Genomic DNA, 16,797 nt, shown 5'->3' on the forward strand with positions numbered 1-16,797 from the left:
CTCCTTTCAGTTCGTGGGGTGGCGCTTCAGGTGAGGCTGAAGATCACGGTCTTCTTGTGCGTGAAGTGGTCCAGCATGGCTTCGAGCGACGCTTCGCGGCCCAGGCCCGACTGCTTTATGCCGCCATAGGACAGGCCCGGCTGCACGACAATGTTCTGGTTGATCTGCACGAAGCCCGCTTCCAGCCTGCGGCTGGCGTCCAGCGCGGTTTTGAGGTCGCGCGTCCAGATCGTGGCAGCGAGGCCGTAGTCGCTGTCGTTGGCCTGTGCCAACGCCTCCTCGTAGTCCGAGAACTTGATGACGCATGTGACGGGGCCGAAGATCTCTTCACGCGCCAGGCGGCTCTGGTTGTCCAGGCCGGTGAAGATCACGGGGCGCACGAAGAGACCGTCCTTCAGGTCGGCGTTCGTCGGCAGTGCCGAGCACTCGTGGCACGTCGCGCCTGGCGTGCTGCGGCCCACCTCGATGTACGACCTGACTTTGTCGTACTGGTCTTTGGAAATGATGGTGCCGATGTCGGTCGTCTCGTCAAGTGGGTCTCCCATCTTCATCGCGTCTACCTTCGCCTTGACCTTTTCGACGAAGGCGTCGTGCACGCTGTGGTGTACGAAGATGCGGCTGGCGGCCGTGCAGCTCTGGCCCTGTCGCGTGAAGCGCATTCCGGCCACGGCGCCCGCCACCGCCTTTTCGATGTCGGCGTCACCCATGACGATCATCGGGCTCTTGCCACCTAGCTCCAGAGTCACGGGAATGAGTTTTTCCCCCGCGGCCTTGGCAACGATCTTTCCGGTCTCGACCGACCCGGTGAAAGTGATCTTTCGCACTTTGGGGTGCGCGACGAGCGGCGCGCCGCAATCGGGCCCGAAGCCCGAGACGATGTTGAGCACGCCCGGCGGCAGCAACTGGTTGAGGATCTGGCACACGCGCAGTACGGCCAGCGGCGCTTCCTCGGCAGACTTCACGACCACGCTGTTGCCCGCGACCAGCGCCGGCGCAATCTTCAGCGCCATCAGCATCATGGGCGCGTTCCACGGAATGATCACGCCGACGACCCCGACAGGCTCACGCGTGGTCACCGTGAGCATGTCGGGGCTGAAAGGAACGGACTCGCCCTTCAGTTCCGACCCGAGTCCGCCGTAAAACTGCAGCGAGTCGGCTACGACGGAGGCCTCCACGCGACTCTCCGTCCTGAGTGCCTTGCCGGCTTCCAGCGCAACGAGACGTCCAAGTTCCTCGACGTGTTCGCTCAGCAGGCGCGCGCACTCCGCAACGAGGTTGCCGCGTTTGCGCGCGGCCATCGCGGCCCACGCGGGCTGAGCTGCGTGGGCGGCCTCGACGGCGCTGGCGATATCGCTCGCATCGCTCGCCGGCGCCGAACCGATCGTGCTGCCGGTGGCCGGATTGATCACGGGAAGTGTCTTTCCGGAGTGCGCCGGCACGAGCTTGCCGTTGATGAGGTTGACGCCGCTGAGTGTGCGCGCGAGACGCACGGGATCGACTTCGCGTTCGATGGTGTGTTCCATGGTATGTGTCTCCGATGTGGCGAGCGCTCAGCTCTTGATGTCGGCGACCACGGGCCAGCGCTTCTTCACCTTGATGATCCGCGCGCTGCCGCGCCGAACATAGCGCTTGGTGTCGTCGACGCTGGCTTGATAGTCCCATACCGGCTGGATCGCATCGGGCAGGTCCTTGATGAACTTGCGGCGCGCCTGGCTGTTCAGCACGCGCGATTTGATGTCGTCCGCATCCCAGCGCGACTGCACCTCGGCCTTCAGCGCGGCCAGGACGTCGGGGAGCTTTCCCGCCACGTTACGAAGTTCGTCGGGATCGGCTTTGAGGTCATAGAGCTGGTCGGGGTAGCCGTGCGTGTAGACGTATTTGTAGTGCCCCTTGCGCAGCATGCAGCACGGGCCGGTCACTCCCTCCGCCGTGTATTCCACGAAAGCGGCGGCGTCGCCGTGTTCGGCCGCGCCTTCGATGACGGGCTTGAGCGAGCGGCCGTCGATCGCCTCCACCCATTCTGAAGATTCCTTGCCGGTCGCGAAGGCCATCAAGGTCGGAAGCAGGTCGACATGCGACGCGGGCTCCGAGATTCGGCGCGGCGCGGTCGCGCCGGGCGGTTTGAACAGCAGCGGCACCTTGGCCGACCAATCGAAGAACACGCGCTTGAACCACATGCCTCGCTCGCCCAGCATGTCGCCGTGGTCCGAGGTGAAGACGACGATGGTGTTCTTGTCGAAGCCCGTGCGCTCGAGGGTCTTCAGTAGGTTGCCGACCTTGTCGTCGATGTAGCTGACCATCGCGTAGTAGGCGTGCCGCGCGCGCAGGATCTGCTCGTCGGTGGCCGTCTGCTTGTCCAGGCCGTGGGAGTACTGGATCCATTGGCTCAGCATGTCGCGCTCTTCCATGGGAATGTCGCGCACGTTGGGCAGGTTAATCTCGGCACGGTCGTAGCGGGCCAGGTACTCCGGCAGGATGTGAAAGGGCGGGTGCGGGTGGGTGTATGACACACACATGAAGAAGGGCTGCTCGTCGTCGCGAGCCAGGTCGTACAGACGCTGGATCGACTTGGTCTCGACCTCTTCGTCGTAGTCCAGTTGCAGGCTGCGAAAGCACTCGCCGCTCTCGTCGACGGTGCTCAGGTTGTGGCCCGGCGAATAGAAGCTGAACTCTCCCTCCTTCCAGTCCGCCGACCAGCCGAAGTCAGCCGGGTAGATGTCGGTGGTGAGGCGCTCCTGGAAGCCATGCTTCTGGTCCGGGCCCACGAAGTGCATCTTGCCGCTGAGGATGGTCTTGTAGCCCTCGCGGCCGAGGTAGTAGGGGAGTGTGGGCGTCGACGCCTCGAACTCGCACGCGTTATCGAAGGCGCCGATCTTGGTTGCGAACTGGCCGGCCAGCAACGAAAAACGCGCCGGCGCGCACAACGGGAAGTTGCAGTACGCGTTTTCGAACACGGCCGACTGTTCGGCCAGCGCTTGCAGGTGTGGCGTCTTCACCGCCGGGTTGCCGTGGAACGGCAGAACCGGCGCCGAGAGCTGGTCCGCCATGATCAAAAGAATGTTGGGTTTCTTCATCGATGTCTCCGTTGGTTGGTCCGATATTGCATAACCGTTGTATGCAATATATAGTCTGAAGCGTTGATGCACAAGTATTTTTTGGAGACAACCATGGCACATTCAGAGCTTCCACTGGCCGGCGTTCGGGTGCTCGACCTGACGCGCGCACTGGCCGGCCCCTTCTGCACAATGATCCTTGCGGACCTCGGCGCGGACGTCATCAAGGTCGAGCCCATCGGCGGCGACATGATCCGCAACTGGGGCCCTTTCGACCGCGGCACGAGCGCCTATTACCTCAGCGGCAATCGCAACAAGCGGGGTGTGGCGCTCAACTTCCGCGATCCGCGCGCGCTAGAACTGTTGGGACAACTTGCAAGGCAGTCCGATGTGGTCGCTGAGAATTTCCGTCCCGGTGCCATGGAGTCCATGGGGCTCGCCTATGAGAGCTTGACCGAAGCGAATGCGGGGCTGATCTACGCGAGCATCACCGGCTTTGGCCGCACCGGTCCGGCGGGTCAGCGCCCCGGCTTCGACCAGATTGCGCAGGGCTATTCGGGCCTGATGAGCGTCACCGGTTCGGAAGAGTCCGGCCCCATGCGCGTGGGCGTCGCCATCGGTGACCAGACCGCTGGCATGTGGTGCGCGATGGGCGTGCTCGCTGCGCTCAACGAACGCCAGCGCACGGGCAAGGGCCAGCGCGTGGAGACGTCGCTGCTGGCAGGGCTGGTCGGTCTGCTCAGCGTGCAGGGGCAGCGGTACCTGAGTCTCGGCGAAGTGCCAATGCTTGCCGGCAATACGCATCCGGTTATCTCGCCCTATGGCGTGTTCCAGACTGCCGACGGTCCGTTGAACATCGCACCTGCGACCACCGACATGTGGCGCAAGCTCTGCACCTTGCTGGATCTCGACGCGCTGGTGGACGATCCGCGGTTCGCCAGCAATGCAGCGAGGATCGAGCATCGCAACGAGTTGAAGATCCTCATCGAGGAGAAGCTCAAGGCCAACACGCGGGACGCATGGTCCCGCCTCCTCCTCGGTGCGGACATTCCCGCGGGTCCGATCAACAATCTGGCGGACGTGTTCGCCGACGAGCAGGTGCTGCACAGCGGCCTCGTCGAAGTGGTCGAGCATCCGGAGCTGGGCAGGCTGCGCCAGGTGGGATCTCCGATCAAGCTGGAGGCGATGAACGGTGCGTCCATCCGCAGGGCGCCGCCGCTTCTAGGCCAACACACCTTCGAGGTGTTGCGCGAGTATGGCTACAGCAACGTCGACATCGACGCCCTCGCCGCCGAAGGCGCCATTGCACAAGACGTCGGAAGGGTTTCGACATGATGACCTCCGGCAGGCCGGCATTGCAGATCGAAGGCAGCGTGGCAACCATCACACTGCGCCGTCCCGGCGAACACAATCGCATCGATCCGGATGACCCGCAGGTGGTGTTGCGCCATCTGGAGGAGATCGACAAGTCTCCAGAGGTGGCCGTCCTTGTCATCACCGGAGAAGGCGAGAAGACCTTCTGCTCCGGCTACACGCTGACGCAGATCAGTTCTCGGCTCGACCGCAGCTTCGAAAATATGCTGGACCACCTCGAACAATCAAAGGTGCCCACGATCTGCGCCATGAACGGAAGCGCCTATGGCGGCGGCACGGATCTGGCCATGTGCTGCGATTTCCGAATCGGGGTTCAGGGCAGCCGCATCTTCATGCCAGCGGCTAAGTTCGGCTTGCACTACTACCCCGGCGGTTTGCGGCGTTTCGTCACCCGCATCGGCCCCACAGCCACGAAGAAGATCTTCCTGACCACGCAATCGCTGAGCGCGGAAGAGCTGTTGCGCATCGGGTATCTCACCGATCTGGTGGCGCCCGACGCGCTCAAGACTCACGTTCAGGCCTATGTGGATGCCATCCTGCAGTGCGAACCCGAGGCGGTGAATTCCATGAAGCAGCACATCGACGCCTTGGCGCTCGGCACATGGTCTGAAGTTGCAGGGCGCGCCGCCTATGAAGACTCATTGGGTTCGCCGGCCACTGTCCAGCGCCTTGCCAATCTGAAGTGATCGGCGAGAGCCCAATGGCGGCAGGCGCCGCACGCTTCAGCTGCGGTACGAGGCCCCGCGTTCGCGCTCCAGCTTGCGAAGCAAGCCCGGCCACTCGACCTTGCCGCATTCCAGAAAGCCTCCAGCGCCCAGCATCTTGCGACCCTGGGCGCGCGTGTGCCGAATGGTTTCTTCCGAGAGTTCATGCGGCGTGGCATTGCCAGCCAGACCATCGATCTGGTATTTGCACGCCGTCTCCAGCCGATGCATCCAGCAGAACGCCTCGCCGACGCTGCGGCCCACTGTGAGAGCGCCGTGGTTGCGCAGGATCAGGACCCGACCAGCGGGACCCAGGTCGCGTACCAGCCGTTCGCGTTCGTCTTCATCCAACGCCGCGCCCTCATAGTCGTGGTAGCCGAGAAAGTCGAGCATCACGACCGCCTTCTGACTCAGCGGACGCAGACCCTCGACTTGCATCGCCACCGCATTGTTGGCCCGCGTGTGCGAATGCATGACGCAGACCAGATCAGTCTGCGCCATGTGGATCGCGCTGTGGATGATGAAGCCAGCCGGATTGAGCAGCGACGGGTCGCCATCGACCACCCGTCCGTCAATGTCTACCTTCAGCAGCGAGGATGCACTCATCTCGTCGAACAGAACGCCCAGCGGATTGACCAGGAAGTGATGCCCCGGCCCCGGCAGGCTGACCGAGATATGCGTCGATGCCAGGTCGGACATGCCGTACAGATCGGTCAATTGATAGCAGGCGGCGAGCTCGCATCGCAGCCGCCATTCCTCGGTGCTCATACCGGTGGGAGCGGGCTCCATGCCAAGGGGTGGGTGCGCTGCGCTCAATTCGACCTCCCGGAAGCAGCCTGAGCGCTGCCCAGCTCCTTCGACATGGCGATCCATTTGGCGAGGTCACTCTTGACGAATGCCAGCGTCTCGACGGGCGGCGCCGTTTGCACGAGCAGGCCGACCTCGGCGAGGCTGGCCTGCGTCTCCGGCGAGGCCAGCGTGTCGTTCAACGCCTTGGCCAGCGCCGCCACCACATCAGGCGGAAGATGGGCCGGGCCCAGCAAGGCGAACCAGTTGGAGATGTCGAGATCGGCCAGGCCCTGCTCGTAGACGGTAGGCACATCGGGGAGTGCCGCCAGACGCGCCTTCGAAGTCACCGCCAGCGCCCGCATCTTGCCGCTCAGCACATTCGGCAACACCAGCGGGGCCGTCACCGACGTGATGCCCAGATCGCCACGCATGAGATCCACCATCACATCGGGTTGTCCACGGTAGGCGACGTGGGTCAAGTCCACCTTCTGCTGGCGCTTGAACAGTTCCATCGTGAAGTACGGCGTGGTGCCAAGGCCGGGCGAGCCGTAGTTGACCTGTCCGTGCTTTGTTCTCGCGTAGGCGACGAACTCCTGCAAGGTGTGCGCGGGAACTTCGTTGTTCACCACGATGGCTTGCGGGATGGTGCCGATCATTCCGACCGCGCTGAAGCTCTTCAATGGGTCCCAGGTCAAGGGACCATCGTTCGGCGGTGTCATGGTCGTCGGTCCGCTCGCAAGGACCAGCGTATAGCCGTCGGCGGCGGAACGGGCGGCAAACGAATAACCGATGCTGCCGGCCGCGCCTGTCTTGTTCTCCACGATGAAGCTCTGCTTGAATCGATCGGCGAGACGCAGCGTAACCCGCCTAGCGATCACGTCCACGATGCCGCCCGGAGGAAAGGCGACCACGACCGTGACGGGCCGCTCCGGATAGGACCCGGCGGCCGCCTCCGTCGCGCAAAGCCACAGGCCCGCGCTGCAGACAAGGACCGCTTGCGCAATCCTGCGTCTGCGTTTCGTCGATGGAATGGGAACGGACAGGTTCAGCATGGCGCGTCTCCTTCGGAGTGGGATTGCGAATCGATCAGTCATCATTCTTGAAGCCCGACGCCTGCACGACCGGGCGCCAGAAAACGCGTTCGGCCTGGATCATCCTGGTGAGCTCGGCGCCGGGCAGTCCGGTCGCGTCGAGTCCGATGCGTGCGAGCTGCGCCAGGACCTGCGGCCGATGGACCGCTGCGATCAGAGCGCGCTCGAGATGCGCCACCACATCGGGCGGCGTGCCGGCAGGCACGTAGGCGCTGTACGAGGCATTGGCGTGGTCGAACGCATCGATACCGGACTCCTTGAGCGTGGGGACGTCCGGCAGTGCGCTGTTGCGCCGCAGGCCCGACACACCCAGGATGCGAAGCTGGCCGGATCGATGTAGCTCCAGCTGACTCGCCAACGCGTCCGTGCCGATGGGCACGTGGCCGCCGATGATGTCGGTGGCCAGCGGCGCGCCTCCCTTGTAGGCCACGGCATTCAGCGGCACGCCGATCGCCTTGGACATGCCCAGCACGGCGAAATGCAAGGCGCCGCCCAGCGAGGTCAGGCCGAAGCCGCCTTGGTCGGGATGCTGGCGGACCCAAGCCACATACTGCGGCAGCGTCCGATAGGGCTGGGCCGCGCCGCAGGCGACCACCGTCGGAACGTCCGCCAGAAGAGCGACCGGAATGAAGTCGCGGTCCAGGTCGTAACTCAGGCGTTTGTCGGTCATCGGGAACAGCACGAAGGGCGCACTGGATGCCAGCAGGATGGTCTTGCCATCGGGACTGGCCCGCTTGACGGTCTCGATGGCGATCCGCGTCGAAGCACCAGGCTTGTTCTCGACAATGACCGGCTCGCCCGTGGCCAGCCGCAGCTGCTCCGCAACGGCGCGCGCAAGCACATCCAACGCACCGCCGGGTGGGAACCCAATCACCAGCTTGACGGGTGCCGCGGTGGACGCTTGCGCGCGGACCGGTGACGTGGTGGCGGTGCCCGCCACGACCAGCGCCGCCAGAGACACCCTCAGAATTCCTGCAAGTCGATGGGTCATGCATCACCCCAGCTCGGGCCGATGAGACAGAAGCCCTTGCGAGGCCTCCAGCAAGCACGCCAGGCGCAGCAGGTCGCTGTCCCGTTTGAAACGGCCGACCAACTGGATGCCGATCGGCAATCCGCCCGAACCGAAGCCGCAAGGCAAGCTGATCGCAGGATGCCCCGTGAGGTTGAACGGCATGGTCCAGGGAAACCAGTTGGCGCGAACCTCGGGCAGGACCTCGCCGTCGATGTCGATGGCACCGAACAAGTCCTGTTCGATCGGCAGTGCGGTGCGCGAAAGGGTCGGCATGGCGATGAAGTCGTTGTCCCGCAGCAGGGTCTGGACATGGCGAAACAGCAGCGTGCGATCGAACATCGCCCGTTGGTAGTCGGCCCCGCTGACCTCGCTGGCCAGCGCCATCTGCTGCAGCAGAGAAGGGCTGAGCTGGTCCGGATGCTGCCGTGTCATCTCGCTGAACCGGGCGCGCCAGACGGTGTGGTTGATGGTGCGCCACAGAGGCTCGATGTTGAAATGCGTGCCCGGCATCTCGATCAGCTCTGCGCCCAGCGCCCGCAAATGCACGAGAGATGCTTCGAATGCTGCGGCAACCTCGGCTGCGATGGGGCGGCCTTCGGGCGCGGCGCAAAACAGGATCCGCTTGCCGCGCAAGTCGCCGCGCGCCTGCGCTGCGCTCTCGTAGTCCGGAACGGCGGTATCGATCGACCACGGGTCGGAGGCGTCCTCGCCACCCATGGCCTGCAGCATCAACGCCGTGTCGCCGACGTTCCGCGTCATCGGCGTCACATAGGTCAGGTTTCCGAACACATCCTCGACCTGACTGTGGGGCACGATGCCGCTGCTCTGCTTCAGGCCGACCACGCCGTTGCAGGAGGCCGGGATGCGTGTCGAGCCTCCGCCGTCCGTCGCCACGGCGATCGGCGCAATGCTGGCCGCCACGGCGACGGCCGCACCGCCGCTTGAACCTCCGCTGGTGTGGTGCGGACTCCAAGCATTGCGCGTGCGTCCGAACAGCGGGGCGTCGGTGAGGCACTTCGCGCCGAACTCGGACGTGGTGGTCTTGCCGATCAGGATGGCACCCTGGCGGCGCAGCCGCGCAACGGCTTCCGCATCCTCGCCAGGCACGTTGTGTTCAAACAGCCTGGAGCCGAAGGTGGTGCGCACGCCTTCCGTGTTGACAAGATCCTTGCACGTGAACGGAATGCCGTGCAGCAGGCCCGGGGCAGCGCCGCGCATGACGGCCTGCTCGGCGGCGCGCGCCTCCTGCATGGCCCGATCGCGGCAGAGAGTGATGAAGCAGTTGAGCTCGGGCTGGAGCCGCTCGGCACGGTCGAGCACGGCCCGTGTGATCTCCACCGGCGACAGATCGCGGTGGGCGATCTTCTCCCGCAATGCGGTCGCGGACATGAAACACAGCTCTTCACTCATGTGCAGTCATCCTTCGGTCTGCGGCAGTTCGCTTTTGATCTGCCTGGACGACAGCTTGGCGCACGAGCAAGGTCTGGTCCAATACTCGTTTACAACAAAGCCATACGAAATTAGTATGGGTCTATGGATCTAAGAAGCCTGCGTTATTTCGTCGCGGTGGCCGAAGCCCGCAGCGTTGGAAAGGCTGCGCTGCGCCTACACATGGCGCAGCCGCCGCTGTCGGTCCAGATACGCAATCTGGAGGCTCAGCTGGGCACGCCGTTGTTCCGGCGCGAGCCCGGCGGCATGCAGCTGACCGATGCCGGCGGTGCACTGCTGTCGCGCGCCAGGGAAGCGCTGACGCTCGCGCACGAAGGCTTCGAAGCGGCCCGTGCCGTCGCCGCCGGACGCCGCGGCCGGTTGACGGTGGGCTACATGTTCGCGCTCGGCTATGCGGTCCTGCCGCGGCTGGTGCCCGAGCTCCGGCGCGTCATGCCGGACGTGGACCTCCAGTTCGTCGAGATGAGTGCGGCAACCCACGAGGCCTTGATCGCCGACCTGAAGGTCACGGTGGGGCTGTGCATGCCGCCCGTCGCGCGCAAGGGTGTCGCCGCCGCCCTGCTGGGCACGCAAGCGCTGCGCGTGGCCATGCCGGCACGCTCGCCCCTGGCCAGGCTGACCGCCGTGCCGCTGTCGAAGCTCCAAGGCCGCAAGCTCATCGGCCTGCCGACATTCGAGGAAGCCGCAGACACTTCGCTGGTCGCGTCCCTACTCAGGAAGAATCACGTCACGATGCAGGTCACCCATCGGGTCGAGACGGTGCACTCGGCCCTGGGTCTGGTCATGGCCGGCGAAGGATTCGCCATCGTGCCGGCCTGTGCGGCGCTCGGCAGTCCGCCAGGATTGGCATTCAGGCCGCTGCTTGACGTGATGGAGGGTATGGACGTCGCTGTCTGCTGGCGTCGTGATCTGAACAGCCCGCTGATCAAGCCCTTCATCGCATGCGCCCGCGCGGCGATGGCTTGATTGGCTGCCGGGCTCAGGCCTTCTAGACGGAGAGCAGCCGGAAGGGTTCTGGTGCGAATTTTTCGCTCAGCCGGATGACTTTGCGAATGCGTTGCGCCGGTCGGGCCGAAAGCACCGACTTCCAGATTGCAGGCGCAGTTTGGCCTCGAAGGCGCAACCGGCCGAGATTGAACTGGCCCTTGCGGATGCGGTGCAGCAACTCCACGCCGGCAATCGTCACCGCCGCTTGGTCGAAGAGCTTGAAACCGAGCATGGGTTTGATGCGCGACTTCACGCTCCGATGGTCCTGCTCGGCTTGGTTATTCAGGTATTTCGACGATCGCAACCGCGTGTCCTTCCGTCTGGGGTTCTGGGCGGAAAACTCACCCACCGCGCGGTGCGAGGCGGCGTAGCCATCGAGCGTGATGCTCACAGGCACAAGGCCTTGAGTCGCCAGCGCCTTGCGAAAGAACTCCTTGGCCGCTCTGACGTCGCGGTCGGCACTCAGGCGGAAATCGACCGTCTGGCCTTCTCGATCGACGGCACGGTACAGGTAGGTCCATCGTCCGCGGATCTCCACGTAGGTCTCGTGGACGCGCCACGAGTGCCCAGCCTTGCGAGCGAATCGATTCCAGCGTTTCTCGAACACGGGCACGAGGCGCTGCACCCAGCGCATGATCGTCGTGTGGGCCAGCGCAATGCCGCGCTCGGTCATCATCTCCAACAGGTCGCACAAGCTCAGCTTGAATCGCAATTACCAGCGAACGCATAGAACGATGATTTCGCGCTCAAAGTGATGGCACTTGAACAGATCGTCCACGCTCTGAACCTTCTTCGCCATCAACCTGTGCGTGATTCACAAGAGAGGTAGCCTACCCCGATGCACGGTTTCCACCAGAACCCGGTCCAGTTCAATTGCAGCCGCCTCGACAGCATGCTGAAGACCCGAATTTCACATGAATCGCGCCACGCCTGAGATCGCGGCAGCGCTCTCGACAATGCTCGGCAGGATCGACGCGACGTTGCGCGAGAACTCCTACCAAGATGAACCATTGTCAACCTTGCGTCGCGCGGGCGTCATGGGTGACCGCGTCGTCGAACTTGTCCGGACGACAGGGTCCCGGCACGCAGTTCGTCCGAGATCGCCCCCGCCGTGTCACTCATGAACCTTGGGGCGGCGTAGCGTTTGAGGTAGTCGCCCGAACTCGCGCTTGAAGGCCCGGCCAAAATGCGACACGTCGCTGAAGCCCACACTGAAGGCCGCGTCCGTCACGTTGTCCACGCGGCCTTCCGACAGGAGCTTGTGGCTAACGGCCAGCCGCTGACGCCAGAGCCAACGCATCGGCGTCGTGCCTTCCATGACAAAGATGCGGCTCAGCGTTCTTGGCGCGATGTTCTGCGCCCGCGCAATGGCCTCAATATCGAGTCCTGCTTCGTGAAGGTGCTCAAGCATGTATCTCTGCACCTGAGGCAGAAGACGATGTCGCATCGAACGGGCCTGCACTTCGCCGCCCAGCTCGACGTCAAGCGCCGTCGAGACGATGTCCATCGTCGAATGTACTAGCCGCTCCTCGACAGCGGAGTGCGATGTTGCGCCGAACTCGACAATTTGACGTATGACGGAGCTGGCAAGTGCGCCCAGCTTTGAATCGCCCCCAATGCGTCGGCCGGTGAAGTGGTTGGCACCTGACAGTCGCGCAGCCAGTAGCGGTCGCGGAATATTCACCAGAACCGAACGATTGTTGCTGTAGAAGTTCATGCTGAACGGCATCGTCTGATCGTAAAGAAACATGTCTCCCGCGAAGGCGCTCGCCTGCCGATCGTCCTGCTCGATGTCGACCTGGCCGTTCAACACCAGATAAAGCATGAAGTGGTCTCGTGGGTCCTTACGGATCTGCGCCCGGCCGCGCGTCATGCGGATTGAACTGATGCCCCTGGATGATGCAGCGCTGAGTCCAAGGGATCCGAAAACGCGGCTGACGATCTGCGCGCGGAACTCCTGCGTAGACGCAGGCTTGCACTCGGAGAGCGAGAAGTTCCGGCATGTCACGAGATGCCAAAGATCGAATCCACCTTCGGCGCCGACGCCGGATGTGTTGTCCATCGACATCATTCCAGATCTCCTGTGGGTCGTCCCGATTATTGTACGCAGGCAAACCTGAGCCCGAGCCTCAAGGCCTGGGTGCACTGAGTAGGCGTAAGGCATTTCGGCCGAGCGGACACCGACCATCAGGCCCGTATGCGAATTGGCCCGGAGGGTCGGTTGAATGGCAGTCTTGATCGAGCGACCAGGTGAACGGACGCATAACGTATGCGCGTCTATCTCATACCCGGTATGCCATGCATTGCTGAAGCCCCAGGCGGCAAATACGCCATAGCTAGTAGCTAGTAGCTAGTAGCTAGGTGTGTCTTCGGCAGGCTGGTTCCACACATCGCCGTGTCTCGCCAACCCCCAACTGAAAGGCAGAAATCCTGATGTCCACAGATGATCCATCGAATGAACAATCTTCCGAAGCACCAGACATCCGGGAGTCGATCAGTCGGCGCCAGCTGTTGAGCGCCGCCGCCGCAGCGGCGCTGATGGGCGCCGGTCTGGCTCGTGCTCAGCCCGCCGCCGCTTCCGCCAGCGGCGTGCAGGATCTGGACCTGTCATCGGCTGCAACCGCGATTCGCACGGGTGCCATGACGTCCGAGAGTTATGTGAGCAAATTGCTCGATCGCGCTGCGAATCTCTCCGATCTGAATGCCTTCATCACAATAGACCGAGCCGGCGTACTGGAAGCGGCCAGAGCGGCGGACAAGGCTCGCGCCGCGGGCCATTCGGCGCCGCTGCTGGGTTTGCCGATCGGTGTGAAGGACAGCTACCTGACCCAAGGCTTGGCTTCGACCCTCGGCACTTCCGTTTTGAAGGACTTCAAGCCGCAACACGACGCCGCCGTGGTGGCGGCCCTGAAGGGCGCTGGCGGCATCGTGTTCGGCAAGAACAATCTTGCCGAAATGTCCTACGGCCTGACTGGCATCAACGATCACTATGGTCAAGTGAAGAATCCCTACAACCGCGACCACATCACCGGTGGCTCCTCGAGCGGTGCGGGGGCGTCGGTTGCCGCGCGCATCGTGCCCGCGGCACTGGGCGGCGACACGGTCGGCTCCATCCGTGTGCCGGCTTCACTGTGCGGTGTCGTCGGCTTCAAGCCGACGCCGGGGCGCTGGCCTTCGAAAGGCGTCGCGCCGATCTCCGGCACGCTCGACACGACTGGAGTGCTGGCTCGCAGCGTCGCGGACTGTCTGCTGCTTGACGCGGTCGTCACCCGCAGCGCGTCGCCCGGGCTGAAGACCCCGGCCGGATTGAAGGGATTGCGGTTTGCGTATGCGCCCCGGCAACATCTTGCCGGCGTCGATCCGGCCGTCGAGGCGGCATTCAGGGAGAGCTTGCGCAAGCTCGTCGACGCGGGCGCCGACATTGTCGAGATCGATCTTGGGTCCGATTTCAATGAGCTCACTGATCACGTCGCCTGGCCCATCTTCTTTCACGAGACGATGCCCGCCGTGCGGGAATTCGTCGCGGAAAACGGCATCCCGGTATCGTTCGAGCAAATCTACGAAGGATTGGGCAAGAGCTTCAAAGGCGCCTGGACTCAATTCGTCGTTCCGGGCGCGCCCAACTTCGTCTCGGATGAAGCCTACTGGGATGTCATGCAAACGCATCGTCCCGCACTGCAGCGCCGCTACAGCGCCATCGCATTCGCGCGAGCCGATTCACTGCTGTTTCCGACGACGCCGTGCGCGGCACCCACGATCGAGACTCAGTGGAAATTCCCTGTGGCGGGCCAGGAACGCAGTTACAGATTCCTGTCACGAAACACCTATCCAGCCAGCGGCGCCGGCCTGCCGGGCATCAGTATCCCCATGGGATTGTCGCCGGATGGGTTGCCTTTGGGCCTTGAGATGGATGGGCCTGCGGGCGGCGATGGAAAACTGCTGCTGGTGGCGGGTCGCGTCGAGCGGATTCTCGCGGTATCGACCGTGCCCGGACCCATTTGAAGTAAGGGCGCATATCCGAAAGCGCTGACGGAGCGTGCATCGCTGCTCCTTCTTCGATGTCGACGGCTATTCCTCTGGAGACATCCTGGCCGCCGATAGGCCAAGCACAGCCCGTCTCCCTCAACAGGTCAAAGGACCTGTTGCGACAACACCGTCGCCGGGCGTGGGCATGCCTGGTGACTGGCACTCATTTCGACGCCAGCATGAATTCGGCTGGGATCGTCCTCAACCTTTGGAGCTTGATTAGATGAAGACCTTTCTAGTGACAGCTGCTGCCGGCGATACCGGCGCGCATACAGTCCGCTTCTTGCGAGAGCAGGGCCACGAGGTGCGTGCCCTTGTTCGTCGAGATGACGAACGCGCCCAAAAGCTGCGTGATATCGGCGCCCACGTCATCGTGGCCGACATGCTTAGACTGAAGGAAGTCCGTCCGGCCGTCGACGGCGTGGACGGCGCTTACCTCTGCTATTCGCTGGCGGACGGCCTGGTCGAAGTGACCACCGTGTTCGCTCAAGCCGCTCGCGAAGCGAAGGTGGGCCATGTAGTCAACATGTCGCAAAAACAAGCTCGTCCCAACGCGCGCAGCCAGCAAACCCTGAATCATTGGCTGTCCGAGCAGGTCCTGGCCTGGTCGGGCGTTCCAGTGACACACCTGCGTGTGACCTTCTTTGCCGAATGGCTGCTCTATACGTCACATCTGATTCGAGAAGGCCGCTACGTCACGCCATTTGACGCAGACAGCCGCTTTGCACCGGTGGCCGGCATCGACATCGCGCACGTCGTCGGCGGCATTCTCGCGAACCCGACGATACATGTTGGCCAAACCTACCCGCTGCACGGCCCGGTCGAATATAGCCACTTCGAACTTTCCCAAGTCGTGGGAAGGGCGCTGGGCAAGGACATTCGCTTCGAACAAGTTGGTGTGGACCCATTCCTGAAGCTGCTGGGCGTCGAAGGCTACGCCCCGATGATCTCGCACTTCAACGCCGTGCGCGAAGACCAACGCGAAGGCCTGCTTCGCGGCCAAGACAGCTACGGGACCGAAATCACTGGTCGCCCGTTGACGACGGTCGAACAGTTCATTGAGATGAACCGCTCTCGCTTTGAATAGGCCTCGCTAGTGCAGTGCGCCACTCTGTTCTGTACTTATCCCGCAGTGGCCGCGAGAGCAGCCTTGGCCCGCGTGACCTTGGCCAGAATGTCGGAGGCGCGTGCGGTCCAGATGAACGCCTTCGGTTCGATGTTGTGATGGGCGACGTAAAGGTCGATGGCCAGTTCCAGTTCTGCCACGCTGGTGAAGCTGTCACGCCTGATGCGCTTGTCGGTGATGTCGCGGAAGAAGCGCTCGACCATGTTCAGCCACGATGCGCTGGTGGGTGTGAAGTGCATGACGAAGCGCGGGTGTCGCTCCAGCCACTTTTGCACGTCGGGGTGGCTGTGCGTGGCGTAGTTGTCCACGATCAGATGCAGGCTCAGGTGCTTGGGCGTGCTGCGCTCGATGAGGCGCAGGAACTTGAGCCACTCGCTGTGGCGGTGCCGCGGCTGGCACATCGAGATCACGCTGCCGTCCAGCGTGTTGAGCGCCGCAAACAACGTGGTCGTGCCATGGCGCTTGTAATCGTGGGTGACGGTGCCGGCACGCCCGCGCTTCATCGGCAGGCCCGGCTGCGTGCGGTTGAGCGCCTGGATCTGGCTCTTTTCGTCGCAACTGAGCACCAGGGCATGCTCGGGCGGGTTCAGGTACAAGCCCACCACGTCCAGCAACTTGTCCTCAAAGCGCGGGTCGCGCGAGAGCTTGAAGGTACGGCTCAGGTGCGGCTTCAGGCCGTTGCTGCGCCATACACGGCGGATGGTCGTGGCACCCAGGCCCAGGTGCTCGGCCAGCGTGCGGGTACTCCAGTGGGTGGCGTTGATCGGCTTGTCGTGCAGTGTGGCATGCACGATCCGCGACTCCACTTCGGCCGTGACCGTGGCCGGCCGGCCCGTGCGCGGCGCGTCCTTGCGAAGCGCATCAATGCCGCCGTCCAGGAAGCGCTGACGCCACAGTGCCACTTGGCGGCGATCGAGACCAGCCTCGACAGCGATGTCCTTGTTCTGCAGGCCCTGGGCGGCCAGCAAGACCACGAGCGCGCGCTGTTGAAGCCGAACCTCCACTCGCCGGCGCTTGGCCAGTACCCGAAGCTCCCGCTCGGTGTTCTCATCCAACTCAATCGTATTGGCAACCCGCATCGCTCCAACCTCCTGGGCGATTGGAGTATGCCGGGGCAATTAAGTTCTATTACTTCACGCGCACCGCACTAGTTGCCTTGCCCCTGGGTGTGGCCAAGAAGGGCACC

The 16,797-nt window shown here is 63.5% G+C and carries 13 protein-coding genes and 1 pseudogene; 5 read left to right on the forward strand and 9 right to left on the reverse strand.

Going from position 1 to position 16,797, the window contains the following annotated elements; all coding sequences use genetic code 11:
* Positions 1–26: 26 nt before the first annotated feature.
* Entirely contained in the window at positions 27–1,523 is a 1,497-nt protein-coding gene (locus AC1DNF_RS25765; protein WP_478151489.1) for an aldehyde dehydrogenase family protein, read from the reverse strand.
* A gap of 27 nt (positions 1,524–1,550) precedes the next feature.
* Complete coding sequence (gene betC / locus AC1DNF_RS25770; RefSeq protein ID WP_478151490.1) at positions 1,551–3,074, reverse strand: choline-sulfatase; 1,524 nt, start codon at positions 3,072–3,074, stop codon at positions 1,551–1,553.
* 66 nt (positions 3,075–3,140) lie between these two features.
* On the opposite strand from betC, the gene AC1DNF_RS25775 reads away from it, so the two are divergent.
* Both AC1DNF_RS25775 and AC1DNF_RS25780 read left to right on the forward strand, forming a co-directional pair.
* Positions 3,141–4,388: a CaiB/BaiF CoA transferase family protein gene (locus AC1DNF_RS25775; protein ID WP_478151491.1), complete on the forward strand. Its 1,248-nt coding sequence runs from the start codon at positions 3,141–3,143 to the stop codon at positions 4,386–4,388.
* Complete coding sequence (locus AC1DNF_RS25780) at positions 4,385–5,113, forward strand: enoyl-CoA hydratase/isomerase family protein (RefSeq protein WP_478151492.1); 729 nt, start codon at positions 4,385–4,387, stop codon at positions 5,111–5,113. The genes AC1DNF_RS25775 and AC1DNF_RS25780 overlap by 4 nt, the downstream gene beginning before the upstream one ends.
* 36 nt (positions 5,114–5,149) lie before the next feature.
* Here AC1DNF_RS25780 and AC1DNF_RS25785 read toward each other — a convergent pair whose 3' ends face one another.
* The 4 genes from AC1DNF_RS25785 to AC1DNF_RS25800 are packed head-to-tail and all read right to left on the reverse strand — an operon-like array spanning position 5,150 to position 9,433.
* Entirely contained in the window at positions 5,150–5,899 is a 750-nt protein-coding gene (locus tag AC1DNF_RS25785; protein ID WP_478151493.1) for a class II aldolase/adducin family protein, read from the reverse strand.
* A 44-nt stretch (positions 5,900–5,943) separates the two neighbouring features.
* The gene (locus tag AC1DNF_RS25790; RefSeq protein WP_478151494.1) at positions 5,944–6,972 is read right to left on the reverse strand and encodes a Bug family tripartite tricarboxylate transporter substrate binding protein; all 1,029 of its coding nucleotides are present in this window, start codon (positions 6,970–6,972) and stop codon (positions 5,944–5,946) included.
* A gap of 34 nt (positions 6,973–7,006) precedes the next feature.
* Positions 7,007–8,002: a tripartite tricarboxylate transporter substrate-binding protein gene (locus tag AC1DNF_RS25795; protein WP_478151495.1), complete on the reverse strand. Its 996-nt coding sequence runs from the start codon at positions 8,000–8,002 to the stop codon at positions 7,007–7,009.
* A gap of 3 nt (positions 8,003–8,005) precedes the next feature.
* The gene (locus AC1DNF_RS25800) at positions 8,006–9,433 is read right to left on the reverse strand and encodes an amidase (protein ID WP_478151496.1); all 1,428 of its coding nucleotides are present in this window, start codon (positions 9,431–9,433) and stop codon (positions 8,006–8,008) included.
* A gap of 123 nt (positions 9,434–9,556) precedes the next feature.
* Between AC1DNF_RS25800 and AC1DNF_RS25805 the strand changes: the two genes are divergently transcribed.
* Entirely contained in the window at positions 9,557–10,438 is an 882-nt protein-coding gene (locus AC1DNF_RS25805) for a LysR family transcriptional regulator (RefSeq protein WP_478151497.1), read from the forward strand.
* Between the two features lie 169 nt (positions 10,439–10,607).
* Here AC1DNF_RS25805 and AC1DNF_RS25810 read toward each other — a convergent pair.
* Together AC1DNF_RS25810 and AC1DNF_RS25815 are read right to left on the reverse strand one after the other, a co-directional pair.
* Positions 10,608–11,258 (reverse strand): annotated as a pseudogene (locus AC1DNF_RS25810) (IS6 family transposase); the annotation flags it as partial.
* A 315-nt stretch (positions 11,259–11,573) separates the two neighbouring features.
* Positions 11,574–12,521: a helix-turn-helix domain-containing protein gene (locus AC1DNF_RS25815; RefSeq protein WP_478151498.1), complete on the reverse strand. Its 948-nt coding sequence runs from the start codon at positions 12,519–12,521 to the stop codon at positions 11,574–11,576.
* Between the two features lie 371 nt (positions 12,522–12,892).
* Between AC1DNF_RS25815 and AC1DNF_RS25820 the strand changes: the two genes are divergently transcribed.
* Positions 12,893–14,461 carry an amidase family protein gene (locus tag AC1DNF_RS25820; RefSeq protein WP_478151499.1) on the forward strand — a complete coding sequence of 523 codons (1,569 nt, stop codon included), beginning with the start codon at positions 12,893–12,895 and terminating at the stop codon, positions 14,459–14,461.
* A gap of 247 nt (positions 14,462–14,708) precedes the next feature.
* Positions 14,709–15,572: an NmrA family NAD(P)-binding protein gene (locus AC1DNF_RS25825; protein WP_478151500.1), complete on the forward strand. Its 864-nt coding sequence runs from the start codon at positions 14,709–14,711 to the stop codon at positions 15,570–15,572.
* Positions 15,573–15,607: 35 nt separating this feature from the next.
* Here AC1DNF_RS25825 and AC1DNF_RS25830 read toward each other — a convergent pair whose 3' ends face one another.
* Complete coding sequence (locus AC1DNF_RS25830) at positions 15,608–16,690, reverse strand: IS630 family transposase (RefSeq protein ID WP_478151501.1); 1,083 nt, start codon at positions 16,688–16,690, stop codon at positions 15,608–15,610.
* Positions 16,691–16,797 lie beyond the last annotated feature (107 nt).

It is taken from the genome of Variovorax sp. 01T432 (assembly GCF_056398605.1).